We start from the raw sequence: 23817 nt of genomic DNA, 5'->3' as shown, positions 1-23817 counted from the left end.
CCGGCCGACCTGGAACTGAGTGAGGAACAGCCCTCTGACGCTGTGGGGAACTTCTAGTTCTTGGAGGCACATCAACGACGGCTCTTGGCGCCGGCTGGCTATTCATAGCCGTCGCGCACGTCGGTGCGGTTGCAGCGCGGGCAGTGAAGTGAACCGGTGCGACGCCGTTCGTCGCGCGCCCGCCGGGATTCTTCCCGGGTGAGCACTTCGGCTTCGAATCGCTCCCCGCAGTTATTGCAGCGGAACCGGCGCCGCTCAGTCATATTCCACCCCGGCGCGTTCCACGAACTGGTTCCAAAGCCATTCGGCCGCCTGCCTGCCTGACAGTTTCGGCGCCTCGTTGCGGCTGCCCCACAGGTTATCCGTGGTGAGAAAGAGGTTGTACTCATCGGCCTCGACGCGGATTCCGCCGTTCGAGCTGTTACCGCTGGCGTGGCGCTCGTAGACGTAACTGATGTCGCCCAGCATGCGCTGGCCTCTGCCATTGTGGACAGTGATGTGCGCTTCACGGTGACTGCGCGAGGCCCGGTTCACCAGCGAGCAGGTGAACGCGGTAGGCGACATTTCCTCGAAGCTCGTGCGCAGGTCGTCGCTCGCCTGAGCCAGTTCGGTGGCGGCAGCGCGGAAATAGTCCCGCAGCGTGGCAAAGGCCTCATCCGCGAATGCGGCGCGCTCGATCGTGTCGAAATCCCGTTTCAGCTTCACGCGCCGGGGAGCGTTGCCTTCGACTGGCGCGGTGGCAGGGGCACTTCGCATGGCTGGTGAAGTGGTAAGGCGACGCAGGCCGGTGACGATGTCGAGGTAGGCGTTGTTGGCGTTGGTCCATTCCGAGACGGGCTTGCCCTCTTTGGGAAGGGCCATGAATTGACGGAACGGCGTTGCAAGCCAGTCGCAGGGCTCGATGATGACCGGGACGATCCGAAGCTTTTCCGCTTGCGCGAGGGCCAGCGCGTGCTCGAATTCCTTCTCGTAGCAATAGTTGGACGCCAGATAATCTGGGCTGAGTAAGGCGAGGAACAGATCGCTGCTCTCAAGCTCCGATCGGATCGCCTCGTCCAGTACCGCGCCGGGCAGAATGGCATGATCGAACCACGCGCTAATCGCCTGATCGCGCTGCAGAACGGCGAGATGCTTGTGAAGCCGTTCGAGCGCCTTCTCGTCTGCGTGCGAATACGAAATGAAGGCGCGCATCGCCATGAACTCTCCTGTGTTGACTCGCCGACAATGCGATAAGCGCGTTCGCGAGGCAAGAAAAGTTCATCATATGTTCCAGGATATGCGACCATATTCCCACGCTCGCTAGGCGCGAAATGAGCCGCTGGGACCGATGAGGTCAACGTCCAACACGGGTTGCTCCCGCCACTGTGCTTGGCGCGCTGAATGTCGTGTTTCTGGAGCGGCGACAACGGCGGCAAATGGCGCTGCGCTGACAGCGACACGGACTCGGGGAGGGCGCCTTGCCGGCGTCGAATGGCGAGTTCCTGCGGTTTCGTGCCCGCGGATGCGGTTTCGCGTCCACGCTGGCTGGCGGGTTCATCGGCGCGGCGTAAGAGCATTGGCGGCTAGCCTGCATCTATGAGTTCAATATCCGGCGAGCCGCGCTGCTTGATTGTTTTGTCGCCGGCCTCCCATCGCCTGGTTCTTGATAACGTGCTGCTCACGCAAGAACCCGCCGATCGCGCTCAGAGCGCTTCCAGAAGTCGCTTGGCGCGCGCGAAGCCCTGGTCGGCCGACTTCGTCAGCCAATAGCGCGCTTTGACGGGATCGACGCCAACCCACTGATCGCCGTCCAGGTACATTTTACCAAGCTGGTATTGCCCGTGCGGATTGCCCTCCTCGGCGGGGGCATAGAGGAAGTCGACCTGCAAGGTCTCGGTGTCGATCAGCCACCAGTCTCGCTTGTTGCTGTGCCAGAGCAGGGCGTGGCGATCGTCCTGCCAGACGAGCTTGCTCGCCGCCGTGTCGATCTTGCCCAGTCCGATCGGCGAGGCGAGGAATGGCGCCCAGCGCGTCTCGCTGTCCTTGGCCGTGACGGTGAAGCCGAGTTCGAGCTGGCGCCCGGTCCGCCACTCGACGCCGACAGCGCGGGTCCTGCTGGCGTTCCATTTGGGCTTGGTCCAGACGCCGTTAAAGCGATGATCGGCGTCCACTACCCTGCGATAGACCGCCTCAAGCGCGTCCAGGTCCCATCCGCGGTCCGCCCCCAGCGCGCGCAAGGCGTGATGCGCCTCGCCTAAATGGCGCGCATGGAGGGTCGGCAGCGCGTTGACTTCCGGATGCTCGCCCAACGGATGTTCATAGCGCAGCACGTCGAACAGGTCTTCGCCCCGGCGCTCCGAGGCCGGGGCGATGAGGATCACCTTGCCAATTCCGTTGGAGGCGACCTTGCCCTTCTGCAGCCGATAGGCGTAAGCCGTCGCCGCCTCGCGGACGCGCAAGCGCGTCCTCGTCGCTGATCGCGGCGTACTCCCCTGAATAGTGGGACTCCACGGCCCGCAAATACTTGCCCATCTTCGATCCTACACCTAGCCGTCCGACGGCTTTGCAAACCCGTAGATTGTCGACAGCTAAGACAGCTGCCCTCGCCGATCGCCCGCACCATCACCTCTCGAACAACTTTGTCACGCCCGTATGTTGACGGCTCTCGAAACGCTTTGCGACGGCATAAGGCGCTACGCGAATGAGGCGGCGGAACGAGTGAACATCTAACAAGGGCGAACAAGGCGGACCTGCGCCAGCCAGGGAATGTCTGGTTCCTGGAGGTGTGCCAGAGTCCGCTCGTGGCGCTCACGAGCCAAGCGGACCGGCCTCTTGTTCGCGAACCTGGCGTTCACGCTCTGCGGCGAGGTCGTCCCAGGTCTGGGCCAGGCGAGCAATGACCTCCCGCATCCTCGCGTCGGGCGCGGACTTTGCCAGGTCCCGGGCCTTCGAAGCCTGATCACGATAGTCGGACGCTGTTTTCATTCCGCAGCGGCTAGCACCTGCGACGCGCGATCACCGCCCAGTAGCCGACGTTAGGAACGAGACAGGCTCGACGGCGGCAAGCCCAAGTACGAGCTGATTTTTTGCCTACCGACGTCTTGACGACTTTTGACGATCGCCTAACTCATCGCGTGCTTGCCGGGCGCCGACAGGGTCCGGCCCCTGGGGCGCGCGGCGTTTGTCCTAGCGCCCCTCATGTCCAACTTGCTTTCGAGGAGATGGAAATGAGCACCGCGTTTGACTTCACACCGCTCTACAGCTCGATGATCGGCGTCGACCGCATGGTCGAGCTGGTCGAGACCGCCCTGCGTAGCGGGGCGAGCGCGAGCTATCCCCCGTACGATATCGAAAAGACCGGCGAAGATGCCTATCGCATCTCTCTGGCGCTCGCCGGCTTCGCTCCGAGCGACCTTGAGATCGTCGCCGAGCCCAACCTTCTGATCATTAAGGGCCAGCGGCCGGCCCGGGAAGGGCAGGGCGCGCGATCCTTCCTGCACCAGGGCCTGACCCAGCGGGCCTTCGAACGGAGGTTCGAGCTGGCCGACTACGTGGTGGTCAAGGACGCCAGCCACGCCCACGGCGTCCTGTCGATCGATCTGGCGCGCGAGGTGCCGGACGCCTTGAAGCCGAGGTCAATTCCCATTGGCGTCGGCACGGCCTTGCGGGCCTTGGACGTCAAGCCTGCCAAGGCCCGCAAGGCCGCCTAGGGAGGCTCGCCATGCGCACGGACTCCCATCTGACCGACCGGGCGCGTCCCTGGCCCGTGCGGCCCGCGGTCGGCTTCCTCCATCCGTTGGAGGTTCTCAAGGACGAGGAGCTCGACCCCGCCGAGAAGCGCGAGATCCTGGCGGCCTGGGCCTCGGACGCCAGCGCTGTGGAGCATCGACCAAGCCAGAGATGGCTCTTGGGAACGCCCGCGCCGGTTCCGCTCAGCGAGGTGTTGTCCGCGCTGAGCCGACTGGACCGCGACCTGGATCGCGACGCGCGCCCTTGAGTTGGGGCGGGCGGCCGGCCAGCTGATGGTCGGCCGCCAAACTCTCCCGCTTTCCTATTCCTACGTTGTGATCATGCCCTGCTTTATCTTTGTCGAGCCGTCGGGCGACGGCTGGATCGTCCGCGGCGATCTCGACGGCGGTCCCCTCGACTTCACCACTGGCGCCCGCGCCGAACAGGCCGCGCGCGACCTTGCCCACCGGTTGGCCGACGCTGGCGAGCCGGTCGTCCTGGAAATCCGTTTGCGCGATGGCGCGCGGGCCGGACGCTTCCTGTTTCCACCCTACGGGGGCGAACCGGGGGCAATCCCTGCGCAGCGCGCCTAGCCGCGGACTAGGCCGCGAGGGAGGAGGCCGCTGTCCGCATCCGGCGCAGCGCCGCCTGCAAGTCGGCGAGCGCTAGGGCGAAGGACGACCCGTTGCGCAGTGCTCTCTGGGCGTCGGTCCATTGCCCGCGATGGATCTGGTCGGCGACCAGGCCAGCCTCTTGGTGGAAGGCGCGATGGGTCTCGAGCAAGCTCAGGAAGGCATGGTTGCCGGCCCAGCGCCTGGCGCCCTCGCCATGCAGCCAGCAACCGGTCGGACAAAGTTTGTCCGAGCGCAGGGCGTTGGGATCAATCGGGTGGCGCTCGGTGACGGCCGCGACGAGCGCTTCGCGGATCTGGGTGTGTTGGTGTGCTTGTTCCTGGAAATCCATGGCCAAACCTCTCGGCTCAATCCAATGGCGGCGTTCTCGCGCAGGATGGTTTCCGGCCGGTTTTCAGGCGGCCTTTTTCCACAGTTTTGATCGAGGTGGGGATGAGCGGCGGTCTCGTCCAACACGCCCACTTCAGGTCAAAAACCTTGAACGACGGTAGCAATCGCCGCGCCGCGCTAGCCTGCCGAGCGGCAGACGCGCTCGATGGCGACCTCTACATCGTTGTCCGCAAAAAAGCTGAAGCGGCGCTGTCGGAACGGGCTTGCCGGCGGGGTGTTGATTTTCGGTCCACCCCACGCAGGAGAGCATCATGGCCGATCAAGCCAACGAACAGAACCGCCAGCCGCAGCAGCAGGATCAGAACCCGCAGCAGCGCTCGCCGCAGCAGCAGAACGAGCAGCGCGACAACCAAGGCCAAAAGACCGGCGAGCGGATCGACACCGATGGTGACGGCCGCACCCGCGACCCGAACGACACCCGTGCGACCGACGACGGCGGCCGTGGCGAGCCCGTTCAGCGCTGACCAGCAGCCGAGCACGTGAGAAAGGCCGGGCAAGACGCCCGGCCTTTTTTCGTTTCTTGAGACCAGTGGCGACCTCTGCGGGTCCCGCGAATCTCTCCGCTCCCGTCGTCTAACGCGATGCAACGCTACGTCGGCTTTCTGGAGCGATTTGAAGTTCCGCCTCTGGCGCAAGGATACCTTTGTTCGCCCTTGATCCTACCAGTACGCGCGGTCTGCGTTTAGGGCGTCTGCCATTCGAACAAGATCTGGAAGGCTCTTGGCGGCCATCTTTCGCATGACCGAACCGCGATGCGCCTTGACCGTAATTTCGCTGATCCGAAGTTCTGCGCCGACCTGCTTGTTCAGCTTGCCGGCTGTCACAAGCCCCATCACTTGACGCTCCCGAGCGGATAGCGTGACAAACCTCGATCGAAGCGTCTCCAGCTGCACGCAGAGGGAGCGGTGTTCGCGATTTGCGTCGATGGCCGCGTTGACGGCGGCCAGGATGGCCTGCTCGCGAAAGGGCTTTTCCACAAAATCCACGGCCCCGGTTTTCATTGCGCGCACGGCCATCGCGACGTCGGCGTCGAAGGCGGTCAGCACCACCGGATAGCGGCGGCCGAGTGCGCATTCGGAGGCCGCGGACGCCTGGGTGTCCAACACCAGGCATCCGGCAATATCCTCATGGGACGTCGCCAGAAAGTCACTGACCTCGTCATAGGTGCGGCAACTCAGCCCGGCCCGCACGAGCAGGTCGCAAAGACGGCTCCTCGTGACCTGGTCGCGATCGACCAGATGCACGATCGCGGCCGCCGGCGCGCCTCCAGACGCCGATATCTGACCAGGGTTCGCGGAAGTTTCGGCGGGGAACGCTTCGAGGCCGCTCATGCTTCATCTCCGATCCAGTGCGCCCTGAAGACGCAGGCGGATCGAAAATCCACATCAGCCTTTCGCGGGTGGGAGATTATTTTTCGAGGACGAGTTCGATGCCGTCCTGCCGCCGGACCGTCCGCAGTCCATGCAGTTCGCCCAACGTCTCCGCGAAGCGCTCGGTTTGGCCGGCCCGGAACTGACCCGATACGTGCAGGGAACCGACCTTGGGGTCGCGGACAATAATTTGGGCTTGAGAGTAGCGATTCATCACCGCGGCGGCCTCGGCCAGCGGTTGATGGTCGAAGTCCACGAGGCCCTTGCGCCAGTCGGCCTCGGTCTGATCCGGCTCGCTGATCGTTTGGACCGACGCCTGGCCACGCCGCTCGACGTACTGCTGACCGGGTTGCAAGTCGATGGGAACAGCGCTCGAGTTCAAACGCGCGACTTCGACGCGCCCCTCCAGCAGCGTCACCGTCAGGACTCCAGCCGCCAAGTCGACGTTGAAGCGGGTGCCGAGGTCAACCACCCGGTGCTCGCCGGCCGTAACCACGAAGGGGCGCGTCTGGTCATGGATGACGCCGAAGGCCGCGCGACCGCGCTTCAACTCGATGGCGCGGACCTTGCCCCCAAATCGGCCGGTGGCGGCGCTGTCGGCGTCCAGGGTCATGGTGCTGCCGTCGGGAAGGGTGAAATCCTTCACCTGGCCGCGGGCGGACACATATTCGACCGCTGAGGTCGGGGCGGGCCCTGGGGGCGCCGAGCCCGAGGATTTCCAAACCGGCGCGAAGAACAGGCTTGTCCCGATGGCGACGAGCACGACCGCCGCGGCCGCAGCCAGCCGCCAGTCAGTCCAGCTCGACGCCCGGGGCGCCCGCGCGTGAGCGCGCATCGCAGCGAGGATTTCATCGTCTCCGGCCTCGGCGAACGCTTCCCAGGCGCGTTCGGCGCTGGCCAGCGCCTGTTGATGGGTGGTGTCCGCCGACAGCCAGGCCGTGAAAAGCGCCTGCTCCTGCGAGGTCAAGCCCTCGGCCCGCCGAGCCACGAAGCAGGCCGCGGCTGCAGCGGGCGGAAGCCTCGCAAGACTGTCTTGCGTGATCGCTTCACGAACCACGGCGTTTTTCCATTTCCAGGCTCAGGTGCTGGACCGCCCTCATGATATGTTTCTCCACCGCGCTCACCGAGATTCCGAGATGCTGCGCGATGTCGCGCTGTTTGCGGCCTTCCAACCTGCACAGGATGAAGATCGTCCGTGTACGTTCGGGTAGCGAAAGCAGGGCCGCCGTGGCCGCGTGCAACTCCTCCTTCCCGGCTAGGACGCGCTCGGGATGGAAATCCTCATCGCCATGCCGCTCCTCGTCCAAGGGAATATGGAGCGCGCTCATGCGCGCCGACCGCCGCCGTGCGCTGTCGGCGATGACGCTGGCGGCCGTCTTCAGCAGATAGCCGCCGATGTGTTCCACCGGCTCGGTGCTGTTGCGGGAAACGATGCGGATGAAGACTTCCTGCACCAAGTCCTCGACGTCGGCCGCGTTGCGAATCCTGCGGTGGAAGTAGTTCGTAAGCCAGCGACGGACGGGGGCATGAGCCCGAGCCAGATCCTCCGCGTTGGTTTCAGCTTCGCCCGGCGACATCGCGCAGCATGGTCTCATAGGAAAGCGGCCCATGACAATTTCGTTTCGCCGGCATCAAGCGACTGTAGAGCTCCGATCATGGCCGTCCGGAAGGGGGCCGATACCAAAGTCTAATTCCAATCCCGGCTCGCCGGCGTCATGCTTCCAGGCGACAGGAGGGGTTTGTCTCGACCACGAGAGTGACTTGAATGGATCTTATCTGCCTGCGCTCAGGACCTAACGCCAAGGCGGGAGGCAACCAGGCGACCGGTCGTTGCCGCCTCGGGACGGCCGACCGCGACGATGCGCTCTGATCGGAGGGTGAGCGTCACACGGCTTGGCTGTATTTGCGCCCTCTATGTCCGTTCCTTCACCCTGAAGGCCATATCGGGCGGTTACGCCCTCAACTACATCGCAACTCGAGATCATCAGCGCGCTGTCCTTCTACCAGGATGGCGACGCGGGGCGTCGAGTTGGCCGGTCGACGTCGCAAGACACGGCTGGGGATTTCGAGGGTGTCCACCGATGAGCCAGACGACCAACCGTCATCTCTTGAGGTAGGTCCGCCCGTTTACGACGGCGCCTACATTGAAAATATGCGGTCGCGATACGAGGAAGACCCGAACTCCGTGCCCGAGGGTTGGCGCAAGTTCTTTGATCAATTCCGAAACGCTACGGGCGATGTGAAGCCGACGAGCTAGGCCCCCGCTGCAGGACAGAGCTTATGCGCGTCGCTATCCTCGCCATTCCGGGCGTCCAGATGCTGAATGTCGCCGGGCCGATGGACGTCTTCTCCACGGCCAACCGCGTCCTTGGGAACCCCGACGCCTATCATGTGCAGGTCGTCGGCCCGACCCTGGATCCGGTGATCGCGCACAACGGGATCCGGTTCCTGCCGGACGCCTCGGTCAAGGAAGAGCTCGACGATCTGGACACCCTGCTGGTCGCCGGCAGCCCGGATATCCGCAAGTACGAAAACCATCCCGAGTTGGTGGGGTGGGTCGCCAAGGCGGGCCGCCGCGTCCGGCGCATAGGTTCGACCTGCACGGCGGCCTTCATCCTGGCGAACGCGGGCCTGCTCGACGGCCGGCGTGTGACGACGCACTGGAACTGCACCAACAGGCTCGGCGAAATGTTCCCCAGGATCACGGTCGAGCCGGACCGCATCTATGTGAAGGACGGCCCGGTCTACACATCAGCGGGTGTGTCGGCCGCGATGGACCTGGCCTTGGCCATGGTCGAGGAAGACCACGGACGTCCTGTGGCCTTGCGCGTCGCCAAGGACCTGATCCTGTTCCTCCAGCGACCAGGGGGGCAATCGCAGTTCAGTGTGCACCTGGCCGCCCAGGCGTCGGAGATCGGGCCGATACGCGACGTGCTCGAGTGGATCCTGTCCAACCTGACCGAGCATCTATCCGTTGAAAGCCTGGCCGATCGTTCCGGCATGAGCGCCCGGAATTTTGGGCGGCTGTTCAAGCGTGAGACGGGAATGACGCCCGGCGACTACGTCGAGGCGGTCCGCGTGGAAGCCGCGCGCCGGATTCTGGAGGAGAGCGACCTGCCGCTGAAGCGGATCGCCAGCTTGTGCGGTTTCGCCGATCAGAGCGGCCTGCGACGCGCGTTCATGCGACGCCTCAATGTCAGCCCCGCGCAATATCGACAACATTTCCGAGCGGAACAGCCCGCTGGAGTCAAAATTCCGCATAAGTCGATGCGCGAGCAGAGCAAGGTCTAACACCAGGCGCGCCAAGCGGACGACATCGCCGAGCGTATGGGTCGACGATCTCGATCAATAGATTTGCAACAAGAACAACGGAGCGCGCCACCTACAAAAAGTCGTCGATGGGCTGCCTGAGGTGGTTTAAAAAATGAGCGCTCGTGCGATCGTTAGACAAGCGCCTGGCAACTCAAAGCGCCGAGTCTTTGCTTGGTCTGGGATGAAATCGAGAGGCGATGCCCGTCAATGTTGAGTTTCGGCAAGTAATCGCCAAGACGGTCGCATCCGTCTGGCGGATGGAACGCTGACCAAGGGGGCGAGCCGGGGGGTCTGGAGCCCCGACCAATCGGGACGGGTGGGGGCGAAATGGCTCGGCCGCTGACAATTGAAGGGTGGGGCGGCGCGCGTTCGGCGCGGCCTGGTCTGGCGGCGTTGGCGTTGGCGTTGATGATGGCGACGCCGGCGTTGGCGCAGCCCCCCAAACCGATCAAGATCGAGGCAGGACCCCTGTCCCGTACACTGCAGGAGATCGCTCGCCAGGGCGGTGTCGAGTTGCTGTTCGACCGCGACGTCTTGGCGGGAAAGCGGTCGAAGAGGATCGAGGGCCGGTTGACGCCCATGGCGGCCTTGCAGGCGGCGCTCGCGGGGACGAACCTGAGGGCCAGGCGCGCCGCCTCGGGGGCGTTGATCGTCGAGGCGGCGGACGCCCCGCCCCTCGCGCGGCCAGACGTCTCGGTCTCCGAGCTGTTGGTGATCGGTCGTCGAAGCCAGAACGCCGACATCCGCCGACAGGAAACGGACATTCAGCCGTACAGCGTCTTCACCGGCAATCAGATCGCTAATGCTCACGTCGATCAGATCGGCCAGTTCTTCGATACCCGGGTCACGTTCCAGACGCGCCCACAAACCGTGGTTTGGGGGTTGGACGGTGAGACCAACTCGCAGATCGGCCTTCGCGGCCTGGGCTCCGACCAGACGCTCGTCCTGATCGACGGGCGGCGCATGCCCGATATTCCCAGGACGACGGTGGGCACCCGGTCGACCCAACCCGACCTCAACGCCATTCCCCTTCATGCGATCGATCGCATCGAGACCCTGACCGGCGCCGCAGGCGGCATTCACGGCTTTGGCGCCCTAGGCGGGGTGGTGAACGTCGTGCTCGCTCACAATCGGCCGGGAGCCGAAGCCCACGTGACCACGGGGCTCAGCACGCGCGGCGACGCGGGCAGGGCGGCCTTCGAGGGGCGGGTGGAATTTCCACTCAACGACGGCGCCACCGATGTGACACTCGACGTCGCCATCTCTCGCTCGCGGCCCCTGCATACGGGGCAGCGCGGCTTCCTGGCGCGGGACCAGCGCGCGGCCTACAGGCTCGATCCGGTCGACGCCGTCGACAACTATCCAGCCAGCGGCAATTCCGTCGTCGTGTATGCGAGCCGGCCTGAAGCCTTGGTCCTAAAGCCGGCATATGGCGGCGCTGCACTGGGAGCGTCCACCACCTTCATTCCCAGTCGCTTCGAGGGTTCCGCAGGGGATCTGGTCGCGGCGCTGTCGAGCCATGCGGGCCAGGTAGATCGCGGCCTGTCGGACGGCGAAGCTGAGAAGGATCTTACCGCGACGCCCAGGATGGGCTCCTTGCTGGTGAACGCCCGTCATCAGTTCGGCCAAGGTTTCGAGGCCTATTTTGACGGCGTCATGCTGTGGGACGAGGGCCGCCGCGCACAGCCCAACTACAGTTCCACCGGCACGCTACGCCTAGCCGGGTCATCGCCGCTCAACCCCTTTGCTCAGGACATCGTCGTCGCTTTTCCGCTGACGGAGCAGAGCGGAGAAAGCACGAGCGGCCTCATGAGTTCGCGGTACATATTCGGCGTGGCCGCGCCCTTGCCCCTGGGGTGGAAAGGCGCCGTGGAGACGATCTGGGGCGAGACGCGATATCGACGCTCGTCGTTCATCCAGCAGAACGCCGTTTCGTCCACCGGCGACGACCTGGATCCCTTCACGAGCTGGAGCGCGTTCGAGACCGCGCTGCACGCCTATCAGTCGACCGGCTCCTTCCGGTTCCAGGCCAAGACGCGCTATAGCGACCAATCGCTGAGGCTGGCGGGGCCGCTTTTCCCGTCGCTCGGACGACCAGCCACACTCACCCTTCTGGCGGAGCGTCGCCGCCAGGCCATCCCCCGATATCAGGTCTTCGCCGAGGGCGATTACGCATCGTACGGCGGCGACGTCGCGCCGCAATCGAGCACCACCACGTCGTTGTACGCCGAACTCCGGTGGCCGATATTCACGGATCAGGCGCCTTTGCCGTGGGTTCGCGGACTGGAGACGCAGCTCGCCGTCCGCACCGACCGCCAGGCTGACGACTTCTACGCCCTTCCCGCGGACCCGGGGTCTGAACATCTCCATGCCACACACTCGGGCGTCTACTACACGGCGGGCGCCAAGGTCTCACCCCGACCTTGGCTCATGCTGCGCGGCAGCTTCGCCACGGGCCAGACACCGCCGGCGCCGGAGGACCTGGTCGCTCAGGATATCGACGGCCTGTTCCGCTACAGTGATCCCAAGCGTGGCGGGACGCAGAACCGGTTCATCTACACGGTCGGCGGATCGCCACTGCTCAAAAATCTGCGCGAGACGACCCTGTCGGTCGGTGCGGTGCTGACCCCGTTCGGCCCTGATGTCCTGCGCCTGTCGCTGGACTACTCACATATCCAGCAGACACGGGGCGTGCAGTTTCTGAACGGGAAGACCAACTTCATTCTCGCGCACGAGGACTATTGGCCTGAGCGGGTGCAACGGGGGCCGCTGACGGACGCGGATCGGGCGCTGGGTTATACGGCGGGTCCTATCACGCGGATCGATGCGACGGCGTTCAACGGGGCGGGCCTGGATGCGAAGACCCTCGACGCGCGGCTCGACGGGTCCGTGGCTCTAGGGGACAGTGCGCTGCATCTCTATGCCGCCACGACCTACAACCTGAGCCATGTCGCCACGGCGCTGTTCCTCCTGAAGACCCAAACCGTGGGGTTCAGCAACGGCCCGCTCGAATGGCGTGCGAACGCCGGCGCCGATTGGTCGGTTGGATCCCTGACCCTCGGCGCCAATCTTCAGTATTACAGCCGCTATCGCCTGGATGTGTCGTCAGTGACCTTCGATCTTTACAACGATCTCCAGGGGGCCAAATACATTCCGGCGCAGTCCTATCTGGACCTGTTCGTCCGCAGGGCCTTCGAGGTCCGCACTGGGGCGATCGACAGGCATGTCCGTGTCGAGCTAGGCGTCAGCAACGTCCTGGACGCTTCCCCGCCACGCGTTCTGTCGCCCGCATACTACGGCGGTGGCTACAGCGCCTTTGGCGATCCGCGACTGCGACGGGTCGAACTGACGGTGAGCGCGCAGTTCTAACGGTCTTGCCAGGCGCGCTTTCTGGGAACTGGTCCTTCGTCGCGCGATCGGCCCGCGCTCAGGGCGTTGGCCGATATTTGGCGGTGTTCTTGTTGAGGTCTCGCTCCAGCGGTCCGTCCTGTTGCAGGCCCTTGGCCACCAGCGCCTTGACCCGCGCCTGGGCGGCGGGGCGTTGAACGGACGTGATGAAGGCGTCCCATCCCTGGCGGATCTCGGCGTCGGGCGGCAGGCTGGCCTCATCGACCAGATGCTTGGTGTCGACGATCGCCTGCTGGTCGAAGCTTGCGATCCGCTTGGCCAGAGCATCGACAAAGCCGTCAAGCTCGGCGTCGGGCAGGGCGCGGTTCACGTAGCCGTAGCGTTCGGCCAGCGCACCGTCGAACGCCTCGGCGCCGATCAGGATCTCCAAGGCGCGTCCACGGCCAACCAGACGGGGCAAGCGCGCCATGGGGCCGCCGCCCGGGACGAAGCCGGCGCCGACCTCGAACTGCGAAATCCAACCCTTTTCTCGGCTGATGAACCGCATGTCGGCGGCCAGGGCGATCTCGCTGCCGATGCCGCTGGCCCGGCCTCGGATCGACACGATGGTCACCGCCTTCAGCCGGGCGAGGCGGACCATGAAGTCGGGCACCGGATGCATGCCGGTGGGGCCTGGCGCCATGCCGGTGGACTGCTCCAGCGGCTTGAGCAGGTCGTAATGGGCCATGAAATAGTCCGGGACGGCGCTGTCGAAAACCACCACCTTGACGTCGGGGTCGGCCTCGATCTGGTCCAGGATCTGCGTCAGACGGCGGACCTCGGCCGGGCCGACGATGTTGAGGGGCGGGCCGTCGAAGGTCACGCGCCAATAGGCCGGGCTCGGCTTGGCCAACTGGATCCGCGCCGCGACGTCGGCCGATGGCGTGCGGGGCGTCTGAGCCAGGCCGTGGGCCGGCCCGCAAAGCACCGCCGAGGCCAGGAGCAGGGCGCAAGCCTTCACCGTGTTCATGATCGTCTCCATGTCCTCTTCGCCGGGGGGCGGGAGCGGCACGATCAGAACCAAGGATCGACGGGCAATCCATTGGACGAAGGTGTCGGCGAGACCATGGTAGGGGCCGGCCACCTGCGCGCCGACAGATTCGGCCCTCGACCTGGTCGGCGACTTTCGCATGGGAAAGGGGGGCGCGCGGCGAGCGCGGGACGATACCTTGGTCTCCTCGATACCATGGTCCAATAGCCAGGCGTCGGTTCCGCTCGACATGCTCTGCCGCGACGTGAGCACGCCGTCCCGGCGGCCTAGCGGGAGACCCGTCATGCAACCCCAACCCCTGTCCTCCACGCGGAGGGACGTCCTGGCGGCTTCGGCCGCGATCACCGCCGTGGGCCTGGCGGCGACCGCCGCGAAGGCCGCCGCGCCCGCGACCGGCGGCGCGGCGATCCGCCCGTTCAAGATCCACATTCCGGAGGCGGCGCTGGTCGACACCAAGCGGCGCCTGAAGGCCACGCGCTGGCCGGAGAGGGAGACCGTCAACGACACCTCCCAAGGGGTGCGGCTGGCGACCATCCAGGCGCTCACGCGCTACTGGGCCGACGAGTACGACTGGCGCAAGTGCGAGGATTATCTCAACAACCTGCCCAACTTCCTGACCGAGATCGACGGTCTGGACATCCACTTCCTGCACGTCCGCTCCAAGCACGAAAACGCGCTGCCGATCATCATCACCCACGGCTGGCCGGGCTCGATCATCGAGCAGTTGAAGATCATCGACCCCCTGACCAACCCCACCGCCCACGGCGGAACCGAGGCCGACGCCTTCCACGTCGTGATCCCCTCGTTGCCGGGGCACGGATTCTCGGCGAAACCGACGACCACCGGCTGGGATCCGATCCGCATCGCCAAGGCCTGGGCCGAGCTGATGGACCGCCTGGGCTACGCGCGCTACGTCGCGCAAGGCGGCGACTGGGGCAACGCGGTCACCGAACAGATGGCCTTGCAGCGGCCGCCCGGCTTGGCCGGCATCCACACCAACATGCCCGCCACCGTGCCCGATGACGTCGCCAAGGCCCTGCAGTTTGGCGAGCCGCCGCCGGCCGGCCTGTCGGCCGACGAGCGCAAGGCTTTCGACCAGCTGGCCTATTTCTACAAGCACGGCCTGGGCTACGCCAACGAGATGGCCAATCGGCCCCAGACGCTCTACGCGCTGGCGGACTCGCCGGCCGGCCTGGCGGCCTGGATGCTCGACCACGACGAACTGAGCTACGAGCTGATCGCCCGGGTGTTCGACGGGCGGCAGGAGGGGCTGTCCAAGGAGGACGTGGTCGACAACGTCGCCCTCTACTGGCTGACCAACACCGCCGTCTCCTCGGCGCGCCTCTACTGGGAAAGCAAGCTGGCCTTCTTCGCCCCCAAGGGCGTGGCCATCCCGGTCGCCGTCAGCGCCTTCCCCGATGAGCTCTACCAAGCTCCCAGGAGCTGGGCCGAGCGGGCCTATCCCAAGCTGCTCGACTATCGGCGCCACGACAAGGGCGGCCACTTCGCCGCTTGGGAGCAACCCCAGGCCCTGACCCAGGACCTGCGCACCGCGTTCCGATCGCTGCGCCAGGCCTAGGCGCGGCTCCGATGGTGGACGAGCCCCCCGCGTTCACCCTGCCGTCGACCTCCGCGAGCGTGCGCTATCGCCGCGTGATGGTCGACGGCCTGAGCGTTTTCTACCGCGAGGCCGGGCCGAGGGGCGCGCCGACCATCGTCCTGCTCCACGGATTTCCGTCGTCGTCGCGAATGTTCGACGCATTGATCCCGCTGCTGTCTGTTTCACACCATGTCATCGCCCCCGACTATCCGGGATTCGGCCACAGCGACGCGCCGCCGCCCGGCGCCTACGACTACAGCTTCGACCAACTTGCGCTGACGGTCGGCGACCTGCTCGACGTGCTGGGCGTCGAGCGATACGCCCTCTACCTGCAGGACTACGGCGGGCCGGTCGGCTTTCGCCTGATGATGGCCCGGCCCGACCGCCTCGACGCGCTGGTGATCCAGAACGCCAACGCCTACCGCGAAGGGCTGGGCGCGAAATGGCGCGGCATCGCCCGCTACTGGGCCGATCCGGTCGCGCACCAGGACCAGCTGGAGGCCTTCGTCTCGCTGGATAGCGCGCGGCGGCGCCACGTCGCCGGCAGTCCTCACCCCGAGCGCTATAATCCCGACAGCTGGACCGACGAGTTCGCCGCGCTGTCGCGCCCCGGCGCCCGGGAGATCCAGGCCCGCCTGCTCTACGACTATCGCACTAACGTCGCGGCCTATCCGACCTGGCAGTCGTGGCTCCGCGTCCACAGGCCGCCGACCCTGGTGCTCTGGGGGCGGTACGATCCGTCCTTCATCGTCGCCGGGGCCTTGGCCTACCGGCGAGATCTGCCAGAGGCGCAGATCCACCTGCTCGACGCGGGGCACTTCGCGCTCGACGAAAAGCTCGACGAGATCGCCGGGCGGATGATCGCGTTCCTGGGCACCCTGCCCGAAGAGAACGGGGCGCCCGGCATCGGAACGGCTCAGGCGCGCGGCGAGACCTCGTAGCGGGGCGCGGGCCTCGATCGCGACAGGTCGGGCATCATCGCCTGGCGGGCGTCCTCGTAGGCCTGCCAGGCGGCGGCGTCGATCAGCGACGGGATGGTGACGAACTCTCCTTGGTCCAAGCCCGCCAGAGCGGCGTCGACGGCGTCGTCGACCGACATGACGATCTCGGGGGGCAGATGCTCGACCGGTTGGCCGGCGATCGCCCAGAAATCGCTGGCTACCGCCCCGGGCGCCACCACCTGGATGCGGATGTTCTGGTCCTGCAGCTCGTGCTTCATCGACTGGGAGAGGGCCAGGACGAAGGCCTTGCTGGCCCCGTAGACGCCGTTGAGGATCTCCGGCGCGATCGCCACGATCGAGGCCATGTTGATGATCGTCCCCCCGCCGCGGGCCACGAAGCCGGGGGCGGCCGCGTAGTTCAGGCGCATGAGCGCCTCGACGTTCAGCGCGACCATCGCGCTCATGGCGGACACATCGGCCTTGAGCAGCGGGCTGGCCGAGCCCACGCCGGCGTTGTTGACCAGCAGGGTGATCGCCGGATCCTGGCGCAGGCGATCCTCCACCATCGCCAGGCCCTCGGAGCGGCCAAGGTCGGCGGCGAGGACTTCGACGGCGCGGCCGGTCTCCTGGACGATCTCATCGGCCAGCGCCTCGAGGCGATCCTGGCCGCGCGCCACCAGGATCAGGTCGTGACCGCGCCGCGCCAGCCGGCGGGCATAGGCCGCGCCCATGCCCGACGAGGCGCCGGTGACGAGGGCGACGCCGGGGCGGGGCGTGGAGGATGTGGACATTGGAAGGCTCCTGTCTCTGTTGCGGGTCTAGCCAAGCGGCGAGGCCTGACGGGCCAGGTCGAGCTCACGCGCCAGGGTCGCGACCAGTTCGGCGGCGGGCAGCACCCGGGCCAGGGGCGCGCCCTGTCCGGCCCACTGGGCGCCGTAGCCGCCGTCGCCGTGCGCCCGCGCCGCTGCGGCCAACGCTTTTCCGGCATCGTAGGCGATCGGATAGTCGGGCGGCGCCAGTCCGGCCAGGGCGGAGCCCAGCCGGGTGAAGCCGTTGGGCAGGCAGCGCGCCGGCCGTCCCGAGAGCAGGGCGGTCATCTCGGTCGCCAGGGCCGCAGGGCTGAAGAGGGCGGCGCGATAGGCCGGATCGGCGCCCGACTCCGGGCAGGCGACGAAGGCGGTGCCCAGCTGCGCGGCCACCGCGCCCAACTGAAGGACTGCTGCCAGGCCCGCGCCGTCCATCACGCCGCCGGCGGCGATCACGGGGACGTTGATCCGACCGACCAGGAGGCGGGTCAAGGCCATGACGCCGAGCCGTGCGTCGCGGGCGTTCGGATCGAACGCGCCGCGGTGACCGCCGGCTTCGTAACCCTGGGCCACGACGGCGTCGACGCCGGCCGACACGGCCTGCTGGGCCTCGTCCAGGGTGGTGGCCGTGGACAGAAGCACGATCCCTGCCGCCTTTAGGCGGTCGATCGTGCGCGCCGGTGGAAGTCCGAAGTGGAAGCTGACGACCTTGGGCCGGGTTTCGACCAGCAGGGTCAGCATGTCCGGATCGTCGAAGAAACTGGTGTAGATCTCGCCGATCGTCGTTGGCGGCTCGACGCCGAACCTGGCGAAGGCCGGCCGCAAGGCGTCCAGCCAGGCCTGCTCCCGCGCCGTGTCGGGAACGGCGTGGCGATGACAGAAGACGTTGACGTTGAAGGGGCGCGCCGTGGCCAGGCGGACCTCCTGGATCATCCGCCGAGCGATCGCGGCGTCGACGGCGCCCACGGCGATCGAGCCCAGGCCGCCGGCCTCGCTGACCGTCGCCGCCAGTCGAGGCGTCGAAGTCCCGGCCATCGGCGCCTGGATGATCGGCAGGACGACGCCGATCCTTTCCAGCAGCGTCATCACAACACCTCCATGGGCGCGCGCAACCGAACCCGGCAGCCGCGCTTGGTGATGCGCCAAGCCACCGAACCGCCCAGTTCGCCGACGAGCGCGTGGACGAGACCAATGCCTCGCCCCGGATGCAGCGGCGCGCTGGCGCAGCCGTCGTCATGGACTACGCAGACGATGTCGCCGCCGTCGCGCGCCATCTCGACCGAGATCGTTCCGCCCCGACCGGCCAGTCCGTGCCGCGCGGCGTTGCGGACCAATTCGACGATGATCAGGCACAGCCGCCAGGCGCGGCCCGAGGCCAGCCACAGCTCCTCGGCCCGGATGGCCAGGTGGACCCGCCGTTCGGCGAGCGAGGCGCGCGACAAGGCCGCGCACACCGTCCCGACATAGTCGGCGAGATTGGCTTGCTCGCCGATCGGCGGCAGCAACGCCCGGTGGGCCTCGGCGTGCGCGCGCAGGCGGTCGGCCGCCCTGCGAAGCGCCGCCCGCGCCGGGGCTTCGGGGGCTTCGGCGGCGACCAAGACCAAGCTGGCGATGGCCTCGGTATATTCGTTGCAGACCCGGTGGCTGACTTCTTCCAAGAAATGCAGCGGGACGGTTTCGCTCTCGGCGCGCATGTTCGAACTCCTGGCCATGCTCGGCCTTGGGCGCGGTCAGCCCGCGACCTTGCCGCCCCGCCGCCAGACCTTCGGGGTGCATCCGACGATGTCGTGAAAGACCCGGCTGAAATGGGCTTGGTCGGCGAAGCCCGCGCCCAGGGCGATGGCGCAGAGGTCCTCGCCCGAGGTCTCCATGGCACGCTGGGCGAAGGCGACGCGGCGCATCCGAATGTACTGGGCCGGAGGTGATCCGAACGATGTTCGAAAGCCGCGCGAAAAATGGCTGGCGCTGAGCCCGGTCATCGCCGCCAGCTCGCCGATGCGCAAGGTTCCGCCAAGGTGGCGCTCGATGTGCTGGCGCACGCGCCGCACCCAATACGGGCTGAGGCCGCCTCGATGGTGGCGCGCCGAACGGCCGACGTGGTCGTTGTCGGCGCGGGGCGGCGTGGCGACAAGGTTCGGGAAGGGCGTGCGCCCAGCGTGGGCCCAGGCGGCCTGGAGTCCGATCATGATGGCCTCGGAAAAAGGATCTGCGTCGCGGCGCGCCGCCAGGCTTCAGTCGATGCGCAGGCTCTGCTCCATCGCGTAGCACTGGTCCCAGATGTAGACGTCGTAGCCGCCCAGGCGTGATTGCCACTTGGGCGAGACGGTGTTGACGCACTGGACGACGACCCGGTCGATATAGTTGTCGAAGCCGGCCCAGGGATTGCCCGCGTCGGCGGGATTGGTCTCGGCACCGAACTTGGTGGTCTGGAGCGCCGTGCCGGCGGCGGCCTTCACGTCGTTCATGAACTCCAGCTGGGTGCGGACGTCGGCGTGGGTGCCCACGCGCGACACGTGGCCGCCGACCAGGGTCTCGAACGGGACCTTGTCGATCTCGGCCACCTGGTTGAAGTAGCCGCGCACGTCCTGGGCCAGGGCCCAGCGTCGCCACGGCATCCAGCCGGGGAACACCACGTCGATGACCATCAGCACCTTCTGCCTGGGCGCGTAGATGAAGATGTTGCCCGGCTCGTGCGCGACGCCGTGGTAGCTCAATTCGAGGACCTGGCCGCCCACCTTCAGCGTGTAGCTGTCCTTGAAGGTCACGGTCGGAAGCGGCCGATTGGGATCCTTGGCCGCGATCAGCAGGCGCTTGGTCTCTTCCTGGGCGATGATGATCGGATGCCCGCCCAGTCCCGCCGCGCCGCCGATGTGGTCGATGTGCGAATGACTGTAGATGAGATGGGTGATCGGCTTGTCGGAGACCTCGGCGATGGCCGCCTTGAGGTGCGCCGAATAGGACGGCGGGGCGTCGACCACTACGACGCCGGTCTCATAGACCAGGAACATCGACTGATAGGCGCCCTCGGTGACCATGTAGAGGCCCTGGCCGAGGTCCTGGATGCGATAGCCCTTGGCCGGGTCTACCGGCGACCCCTTCGCGCCTTCGGGCAGGTCCAGGTACTTGTCGACCCGCGCCCCGATCGGGGCCAGCAGGGGCATGTGCTCATAGGGCGCGCCGGCCTGGCCGGGCGGGGCCTGATCGGCGGCCCGCGCCTGGCCGAGCGCCCCGAGGGCGAGAGCCGCGGCCGCCAGCCTGCCCACCGAGCGCGCGCCATGCCACTTTGAAGTGAAGCCAAGGTTGTTTGACATATGAACCTGCCGTCTTCATGCATCGCCATGACCTGGCGTCCTGGAGGGGAATGAAAATCCGGCTTTGGCCAAGTTGATATTGGACCTTGGTATCGGCGACACCATCGTATGGATTGTCGGATCGCGGTGATGCGGCGCTCATTCTTCGAAACAGGAAGATGAGGTCCGCCATGAACCATTCGCCGAAAGTCGCCGTCATCACGGGCGCGTCCCAAGGCATCGGCGCCAGTCTGGTCGAGGTCTATCGCCAGGCCGGATACAGCGTCGTCGCCAATTCCCGTTCGATCAAGCCGTCGCGCGATCCCGGTGTCTGGGCCGTCGCCGGCGACATCTCCGACCCGGACGTGGCTGCGCGTGTGATCGCCCAGGCGATGGAGCGGTTCGGCCGCGTCGACACCCTGGTCAACAACGCCGGCGTCTTCACCGCCAAGCCGTTCACCGAGTTCACGGCGCAGGACTGGGCCGTCAACATCGGCGTCAACCTGGCCAGCTTCTTCCACACCACCCAGGCCGCGATCCGCCACATGGCCGCCCAGGGCGGCGGGCATGTCGTCCAAATCTCCTCCAGCCTGGTCGACCAGCCGATCAGCGGCGTGCCGGCGGTCCTGGCCTCGCTGACCAAGGGCGGTCTGAACGCGGCCACGCGCTCGCTCGCGATCGAATACGCCGACCGCGGCGTGCGCGTGAACGCCGTGTCGCTCGGCGTGATCCGCACGCCCATGCATCCGCCGGAAACGCACGATGCGCTGGCCGGCCTGCACCCGGTGGGCCGCATGGGCGAGATCGGCGACGTGGTCCAGGGCGTCCTCTATCTCGAGAACGCGGCGTTCGTGACCGGCGAGATCCTTCATGTCGACGGCGGCCAGTCCGCCGGCCGCTGGTGAGCGAGGCGCCTACATGCCGATCGTCAACATCCTGGTGACCCGCGAGGGAACCGCCCCCGATCGTCCCGCGCCCACCGCCGAGGAGAAGGCCCGCCTGATCCGGGGCGTCAGCGACCTGTTGCTGGAGGTACTGGGCAAGCCGCTGGAGTCCACCTTCGTCACCATCCACGAGGTCGAGTTGGAGAATTGGGGATGGGGAGGGCTTCCGGCCCTCGATTACCGCGCCCGGCGCGCGTCGGGAGACCAGTCATGATCCGCAAGGCCAACGCCGCGTGGCGCGGTTCCGGGCGGGACGGCGAGGGCGACCTGACGACAGCCTCCGGAGTGCTGATGCACAGTCCCTATTCGTACCGCACGCGGTTCGAGGACAACCCCGGGACCAATCCCGAGGAACTGATCGCCGCCGCCCACGCGGGCTGCTTCACGATGGCCCTGGCGTTTCGCCTGCAGGCGGCCGGCCACGTGCCGCGAGCCTTGTCGACCGAGGCGGCCGTCTTTCTGGAGCAGGACGCCGCCGGCTTCGCGATCACCCGGTCGGCCCTGACGCTGCGTGGGGACGTGCCGGGCTTGGACGAGGCGGCGTTCCTGGCGCTGGCGAGGGAGGCCGAACAGACCTGCCCAGTGTCAAGGCTCATCAAGGCCGAGATCGCCTTGGAGGCGCGCCTGGTGCATCTCGATATTTAATGTCGAAGCATCGGTCGTTCCGGAGCGGTCAATACCATGGTGCAATGGAACTATTAGACGCTTTGATATTCAATTTCATAGAACAAGAACTCAAAGAGGTCGCGTCGATGTCTCTAGGAAGCTTTAGATCGACGTCCTGTCCCGCCTGGATGGCGCGCGCGTCCGACAGCCCCGACTAGGGCGGCTGGCTCGCCGCAAAGCGCGTCGGCGGGACATCCCGTCCGGCGGCCTCCCTACCGCAAGGACCCCATGCCATGTCGCCTTCGATCAAGCCCACGCGGCGCGCCTTGCTGAGCGCCGCGGCGATGACGGCCGTCGCCTCGGAGCCCGCCAAGGCCGCCGCGCCAGCCTTGCCGCCGCTGCGGCGCGTCACGGCGGGCGACCTGGAGATCGGCTACGTCGAATGGGGCCCATCCGCGGGTCCCGTGGCCGTCCTGCTCCACGGTTGGCCCTATGACGTCAACGCCTTCGCCGAGGTCGGGCCGATCCTGGCCGCCGCCGGCCTGCGGGTCCTGGCGCCCTATCTGCGCGGGTTCGGGTCCACGCGTTTCCTGTCGGCGGACACGATGCGCAATGGCCAGCCGAGCGCGGTGGCCTCCGACACCAGCGCGATGATGGACGCCCTGGGCGTGCGCAGCGCTGTCCTGGCCGGCTTCGACTGGGGCGCGCGCAGCGCCGACATCATCGCCGCCCTCTGGCCCGAGCGCTGCCGGGGCCTGGTCTCGGTCAGCGGCTACCTGATCGGCGGCCAGGCGGCGGGCGCCAAGCCGCTGGCGCCGGAGGCGGAGCTGCAGTGGTGGTACCAGTTCTACTTCGCGACCGAGCGCGGCCGCGCCGGCTATGAGCAGCACCGCGCCGAGTTCGCCAGGCTGATCTGGCGGCTGGCCTCGCCCAAATGGGCCTTCGACGAGGCGACCTTCGCGCGCTCGGCGGCCGCCTTCGACAATCCCGATCACGTCGCCATCGTCATCCACAACTACCGTTGGCGCCTGGGCCTGGCCCAAGGGGAGGGGCGCTTCGACGCCCTGGAACAGCGCCTGGCCGCCGCCCCCGTGATCGGGGTGCCGACCATCACCCTGGAAGGCGACGCCAACGGCGCGCCCCATCCGCCCCCCACGGCCTACGCCGCCAAGTTCACCGGCCGCTACGCCCACCGTCTGATCGACGGCGGGGTCGGCCACAACCTGCCGCAGGAAGCGCCCCGGGCCTTCGCCCAGGCGATCATCGATCTGGCCCGCGGCTGAACCCTGAAAGGAGCCTCCCCATGGAAGACAACATCATCGTCGACTCCAGTTTCACGGCCGTGATCAACGCGCCGCTCGAAGCCATCGACATCCCGGCTTGGTGCTTCAGCCTGCCCGACAGGGAGTATCAGGGCTGCTCGCCCGCCCACGTCGCGGCCGGCGCGACCACGGCGCCGGACGGCACGCGCATGTCGATCAATGTCGAGGTGATCGGCGGCACGCCGATGGTCCAGCACTACGTCGAAAAGCTCGCCGAGCCGCACCATCTGGTGCTGGAGTCCGTCTCCGACCTGTTCACCCCCGCCGGCCGCACGACCATGGTGGTGATGTGGGAGCTGACCGTCACGCGCATCGACGACCAGCGCAGCGAGTTCACCAACCACGTGAGGACCTGGCCCACGGAGGACTTCAGCGCCTATCTGGACCGGCAGGGCATCCCGTTCGACGTTTTCCGCGCCCAGCGCCAGCCGTTCAGCCTGGCCCACAACGCCGGCGAAACCCCGCTCTTCGCCGCCAGCATCGAGCGCTACGCGCTGGCCCGCGCCTTGAGGGCCTGA

The 23817-nt window shown here is 66.8% G+C and carries 26 protein-coding genes; 14 read left to right on the top strand and 12 right to left on the bottom strand.

Annotated elements, in window-relative coordinates; genetic code table 11:
• Positions 1–255 precede the first annotated feature (255 nt).
• Both AC1RR5_RS19785 and AC1RR5_RS19780 read right to left on the bottom strand, forming a co-directional pair.
• On the bottom strand, positions 256–1197 hold the full coding sequence (locus tag AC1RR5_RS19785; RefSeq protein ID WP_492924212.1) for a toll/interleukin-1 receptor domain-containing protein: 942 nt from the start codon (positions 1195–1197) through the stop codon (positions 256–258).
• 485 nt (positions 1198–1682) lie between these two features.
• Positions 1683–2438: a hypothetical protein gene (locus AC1RR5_RS19780; protein WP_492924210.1), complete on the bottom strand. Its 756-nt coding sequence runs from the start codon at positions 2436–2438 to the stop codon at positions 1683–1685.
• Positions 2439–3206: 768 nt separating this feature from the next.
• On the opposite strand from AC1RR5_RS19780, the gene AC1RR5_RS19775 reads away from it, so the two are divergent.
• From AC1RR5_RS19775 to AC1RR5_RS19765, 3 genes are read left to right on the top strand one after another with little or no spacing between them, the layout of a single operon-like run.
• On the top strand, positions 3207–3689 hold the full coding sequence (locus tag AC1RR5_RS19775; RefSeq protein WP_492924208.1) for an Hsp20 family protein: 483 nt from the start codon (positions 3207–3209) through the stop codon (positions 3687–3689).
• An 11-nt stretch (positions 3690–3700) separates the two neighbouring features.
• Positions 3701–3976, top strand: a complete 276-nt coding sequence (locus AC1RR5_RS19770) for a hypothetical protein (protein ID WP_492924206.1) — start codon at positions 3701–3703, stop codon at positions 3974–3976.
• Between the two features lie 25 nt (positions 3977–4001).
• Complete coding sequence (locus tag AC1RR5_RS19765) at positions 4002–4301, top strand: DUF2188 domain-containing protein (protein WP_492924204.1); 300 nt, start codon at positions 4002–4004, stop codon at positions 4299–4301.
• A 7-nt stretch (positions 4302–4308) separates the two neighbouring features.
• On the opposite strand, the gene AC1RR5_RS19760 is transcribed toward AC1RR5_RS19765, so the two are convergent.
• Positions 4309–4671: a CZB domain-containing protein gene (locus AC1RR5_RS19760; protein ID WP_492924202.1), complete on the bottom strand. Its 363-nt coding sequence runs from the start codon at positions 4669–4671 to the stop codon at positions 4309–4311.
• A gap of 310 nt (positions 4672–4981) precedes the next feature.
• Between AC1RR5_RS19760 and AC1RR5_RS19755 the strand changes: the two genes are divergently transcribed.
• The gene (locus tag AC1RR5_RS19755) at positions 4982–5194 is read left to right on the top strand and encodes a hypothetical protein (protein ID WP_492924200.1); all 213 of its coding nucleotides are present in this window, start codon (positions 4982–4984) and stop codon (positions 5192–5194) included.
• Between the two features lie 195 nt (positions 5195–5389).
• Here the strand turns inward: AC1RR5_RS19755 and AC1RR5_RS19750 are convergent, their stop codons facing one another.
• The 3 genes from AC1RR5_RS19750 to AC1RR5_RS19740 form a co-directional block, all read right to left on the bottom strand.
• Entirely contained in the window at positions 5390–6061 is a 672-nt protein-coding gene (locus AC1RR5_RS19750; protein ID WP_492924198.1) for a response regulator transcription factor, read from the bottom strand.
• Between the two features lie 76 nt (positions 6062–6137).
• Positions 6138–7157: a FecR family protein gene (locus AC1RR5_RS19745; protein ID WP_492924196.1), complete on the bottom strand. Its 1020-nt coding sequence runs from the start codon at positions 7155–7157 to the stop codon at positions 6138–6140.
• The gene (locus tag AC1RR5_RS19740; protein WP_492924194.1) at positions 7147–7677 is read right to left on the bottom strand and encodes an RNA polymerase sigma factor; all 531 of its coding nucleotides are present in this window, start codon (positions 7675–7677) and stop codon (positions 7147–7149) included. Before AC1RR5_RS19740 ends, AC1RR5_RS19745 begins: the two co-directional genes overlap by 11 nt.
• Positions 7678–8108: 431 nt before the next feature.
• On the opposite strand from AC1RR5_RS19740, the gene AC1RR5_RS19735 reads away from it, so the two are divergent.
• The 3 genes from AC1RR5_RS19735 (at position 8109) to AC1RR5_RS19725 (ending at position 12781) form a co-directional block, all read left to right on the top strand.
• On the top strand, positions 8109–8357 hold the full coding sequence (locus AC1RR5_RS19735; RefSeq protein ID WP_492924192.1) for a 2-oxoglutarate dehydrogenase E1 subunit family protein: 249 nt from the start codon (positions 8109–8111) through the stop codon (positions 8355–8357).
• A 23-nt stretch (positions 8358–8380) separates the two neighbouring features.
• Positions 8381–9391 carry a GlxA family transcriptional regulator gene (locus AC1RR5_RS19730; RefSeq protein ID WP_492924190.1) on the top strand — a complete coding sequence of 337 codons (1011 nt, stop codon included), beginning with the start codon at positions 8381–8383 and terminating at the stop codon, positions 9389–9391.
• Positions 9392–9739: 348 nt separating this feature from the next.
• On the top strand, positions 9740–12781 hold the full coding sequence (locus AC1RR5_RS19725; RefSeq protein ID WP_492924188.1) for a TonB-dependent receptor: 3042 nt from the start codon (positions 9740–9742) through the stop codon (positions 12779–12781).
• A gap of 58 nt (positions 12782–12839) precedes the next feature.
• On the opposite strand, the gene AC1RR5_RS19720 is transcribed toward AC1RR5_RS19725, so the two are convergent.
• Positions 12840–13769: an enoyl-CoA hydratase/isomerase family protein gene (locus AC1RR5_RS19720; protein WP_492924186.1), complete on the bottom strand. Its 930-nt coding sequence runs from the start codon at positions 13767–13769 to the stop codon at positions 12840–12842.
• A 304-nt stretch (positions 13770–14073) separates the two neighbouring features.
• Between AC1RR5_RS19720 and AC1RR5_RS19715 the strand changes: the two genes are divergently transcribed.
• Together AC1RR5_RS19715 and AC1RR5_RS19710 are read left to right on the top strand one after the other, a co-directional pair.
• Positions 14074–15369, top strand: a complete 1296-nt coding sequence (locus AC1RR5_RS19715; protein WP_492924185.1) for an epoxide hydrolase family protein — start codon at positions 14074–14076, stop codon at positions 15367–15369.
• Positions 15370–15380: 11 nt separating this feature from the next.
• Positions 15381–16331 (top strand): alpha/beta fold hydrolase, encoded by a 951-nt coding sequence (locus tag AC1RR5_RS19710; protein WP_492924183.1) that lies wholly within the window; start codon positions 15381–15383, stop codon positions 16329–16331.
• Here the strand turns inward: AC1RR5_RS19710 and AC1RR5_RS19705 are convergent.
• Genes AC1RR5_RS19705 through AC1RR5_RS19685 form a run of 5 tightly spaced genes read right to left on the bottom strand, consistent with a single transcriptional unit; the run spans position 16307 to position 20400 of the window.
• On the bottom strand, positions 16307–17122 hold the full coding sequence (locus AC1RR5_RS19705) for an SDR family NAD(P)-dependent oxidoreductase (protein ID WP_492924181.1): 816 nt from the start codon (positions 17120–17122) through the stop codon (positions 16307–16309). The genes AC1RR5_RS19710 and AC1RR5_RS19705 overlap by 25 nt on opposite strands.
• A gap of 27 nt (positions 17123–17149) precedes the next feature.
• Positions 17150–18223 (bottom strand): NAD(P)H-dependent flavin oxidoreductase, encoded by a 1074-nt coding sequence (locus tag AC1RR5_RS19700; RefSeq protein WP_492924179.1) that lies wholly within the window; start codon positions 18221–18223, stop codon positions 17150–17152.
• Positions 18223–18831 carry an ATP-binding protein gene (locus AC1RR5_RS19695; RefSeq protein ID WP_492924178.1) on the bottom strand — a complete coding sequence of 203 codons (609 nt, stop codon included), beginning with the start codon at positions 18829–18831 and terminating at the stop codon, positions 18223–18225. Before AC1RR5_RS19695 ends, AC1RR5_RS19700 begins: the two co-directional genes overlap by 1 nt.
• Before the next feature lie 36 nt (positions 18832–18867).
• The gene (locus AC1RR5_RS19690; RefSeq protein WP_492924176.1) at positions 18868–19323 is read right to left on the bottom strand and encodes a helix-turn-helix domain-containing protein; all 456 of its coding nucleotides are present in this window, start codon (positions 19321–19323) and stop codon (positions 18868–18870) included.
• Between the two features lie 45 nt (positions 19324–19368).
• Positions 19369–20400 (bottom strand): MBL fold metallo-hydrolase, encoded by a 1032-nt coding sequence (locus tag AC1RR5_RS19685; protein ID WP_492924174.1) that lies wholly within the window; start codon positions 20398–20400, stop codon positions 19369–19371.
• A 218-nt stretch (positions 20401–20618) separates the two neighbouring features.
• Between AC1RR5_RS19685 and AC1RR5_RS19680 the strand changes: the two genes are divergently transcribed.
• The 5 genes from AC1RR5_RS19680 (at position 20619) to AC1RR5_RS19660 (ending at position 23817) form a co-directional block, all read left to right on the top strand.
• On the top strand, positions 20619–21332 hold the full coding sequence (locus AC1RR5_RS19680; protein ID WP_492924172.1) for an SDR family NAD(P)-dependent oxidoreductase: 714 nt from the start codon (positions 20619–20621) through the stop codon (positions 21330–21332).
• 13 nt (positions 21333–21345) lie between these two features.
• Positions 21346–21585 carry a tautomerase family protein gene (locus tag AC1RR5_RS19675; protein WP_492924170.1) on the top strand — a complete coding sequence of 80 codons (240 nt, stop codon included), beginning with the start codon at positions 21346–21348 and terminating at the stop codon, positions 21583–21585.
• Complete coding sequence (locus tag AC1RR5_RS19670) at positions 21582–22016, top strand: OsmC family protein (protein ID WP_492924168.1); 435 nt, start codon at positions 21582–21584, stop codon at positions 22014–22016. The genes AC1RR5_RS19675 and AC1RR5_RS19670 overlap by 4 nt, the downstream gene beginning before the upstream one ends.
• Before the next feature lie 254 nt (positions 22017–22270).
• Positions 22271–23260 (top strand): alpha/beta fold hydrolase, encoded by a 990-nt coding sequence (locus AC1RR5_RS19665; protein ID WP_492924166.1) that lies wholly within the window; start codon positions 22271–22273, stop codon positions 23258–23260.
• A 20-nt stretch (positions 23261–23280) separates the two neighbouring features.
• Positions 23281–23817, top strand: a complete 537-nt coding sequence (locus AC1RR5_RS19660) for a hypothetical protein (protein WP_492924164.1) — start codon at positions 23281–23283, stop codon at positions 23815–23817.

Source organism: Caulobacter sp. GW821-FHT11E11, from assembly GCF_058808315.1.
The sequence above is the reverse complement of the archived record's forward strand: the minus strand, read 5'-3'. Positions and strand labels throughout refer to the sequence as shown.

Excerpts from the sequence above, each read along its gene's own strand:
- AC1RR5_RS19785 (WP_492924212.1), bottom strand. The coding sequence starts at position 1,197 with ATGGCGATGCGCGCCTTCATTTCGTATTCGCACGCAGACGAGAAGGCG.
- AC1RR5_RS19775 (WP_492924208.1), top strand. The coding sequence starts at position 3,207 with ATGAGCACCGCGTTTGACTTCACACCGCTCTACAGCTCGATGATCGGC.
- AC1RR5_RS19770 (WP_492924206.1), top strand. The coding sequence starts at position 3,701 with ATGCGCACGGACTCCCATCTGACCGACCGGGCGCGTCCCTGGCCCGTG.
- AC1RR5_RS19765 (WP_492924204.1), top strand. The coding sequence starts at position 4,002 with ATGGTCGGCCGCCAAACTCTCCCGCTTTCCTATTCCTACGTTGTGATC.
- AC1RR5_RS19760 (WP_492924202.1), bottom strand. The coding sequence starts at position 4,671 with ATGGATTTCCAGGAACAAGCACACCAACACACCCAGATCCGCGAAGCG.
- AC1RR5_RS19755 (WP_492924200.1), top strand. The coding sequence starts at position 4,982 with ATGGCCGATCAAGCCAACGAACAGAACCGCCAGCCGCAGCAGCAGGAT.
- AC1RR5_RS19750 (WP_492924198.1), bottom strand. The coding sequence starts at position 6,061 with ATGAGCGGCCTCGAAGCGTTCCCCGCCGAAACTTCCGCGAACCCTGGT.
- AC1RR5_RS19740 (WP_492924194.1), bottom strand. The coding sequence starts at position 7,677 with ATGTCGCCGGGCGAAGCTGAAACCAACGCGGAGGATCTGGCTCGGGCT.
- AC1RR5_RS19735 (WP_492924192.1), top strand. The coding sequence starts at position 8,109 with ATGGCGACGCGGGGCGTCGAGTTGGCCGGTCGACGTCGCAAGACACGG.
- AC1RR5_RS19730 (WP_492924190.1), top strand. The coding sequence starts at position 8,381 with ATGCGCGTCGCTATCCTCGCCATTCCGGGCGTCCAGATGCTGAATGTC.
- AC1RR5_RS19725 (WP_492924188.1), top strand. The coding sequence starts at position 9,740 with ATGGCTCGGCCGCTGACAATTGAAGGGTGGGGCGGCGCGCGTTCGGCG.
- AC1RR5_RS19720 (WP_492924186.1), bottom strand. The coding sequence starts at position 13,769 with ATGAACACGGTGAAGGCTTGCGCCCTGCTCCTGGCCTCGGCGGTGCTT.
- AC1RR5_RS19715 (WP_492924185.1), top strand. The coding sequence starts at position 14,074 with ATGCAACCCCAACCCCTGTCCTCCACGCGGAGGGACGTCCTGGCGGCT.
- AC1RR5_RS19710 (WP_492924183.1), top strand. The coding sequence starts at position 15,381 with ATGGTGGACGAGCCCCCCGCGTTCACCCTGCCGTCGACCTCCGCGAGC.
- AC1RR5_RS19705 (WP_492924181.1), bottom strand. The coding sequence starts at position 17,122 with ATGTCCACATCCTCCACGCCCCGCCCCGGCGTCGCCCTCGTCACCGGC.
- AC1RR5_RS19700 (WP_492924179.1), bottom strand. The coding sequence starts at position 18,223 with ATGACGCTGCTGGAAAGGATCGGCGTCGTCCTGCCGATCATCCAGGCG.
- AC1RR5_RS19695 (WP_492924178.1), bottom strand. The coding sequence starts at position 18,831 with ATGCGCGCCGAGAGCGAAACCGTCCCGCTGCATTTCTTGGAAGAAGTC.
- AC1RR5_RS19690 (WP_492924176.1), bottom strand. The coding sequence starts at position 19,323 with ATGATCGGACTCCAGGCCGCCTGGGCCCACGCTGGGCGCACGCCCTTC.
- AC1RR5_RS19680 (WP_492924172.1), top strand. The coding sequence starts at position 20,619 with ATGAACCATTCGCCGAAAGTCGCCGTCATCACGGGCGCGTCCCAAGGC.
- AC1RR5_RS19675 (WP_492924170.1), top strand. The coding sequence starts at position 21,346 with ATGCCGATCGTCAACATCCTGGTGACCCGCGAGGGAACCGCCCCCGAT.
- AC1RR5_RS19670 (WP_492924168.1), top strand. The coding sequence starts at position 21,582 with ATGATCCGCAAGGCCAACGCCGCGTGGCGCGGTTCCGGGCGGGACGGC.
- AC1RR5_RS19665 (WP_492924166.1), top strand. The coding sequence starts at position 22,271 with ATGTCGCCTTCGATCAAGCCCACGCGGCGCGCCTTGCTGAGCGCCGCG.
- AC1RR5_RS19660 (WP_492924164.1), top strand. The coding sequence starts at position 23,281 with ATGGAAGACAACATCATCGTCGACTCCAGTTTCACGGCCGTGATCAAC.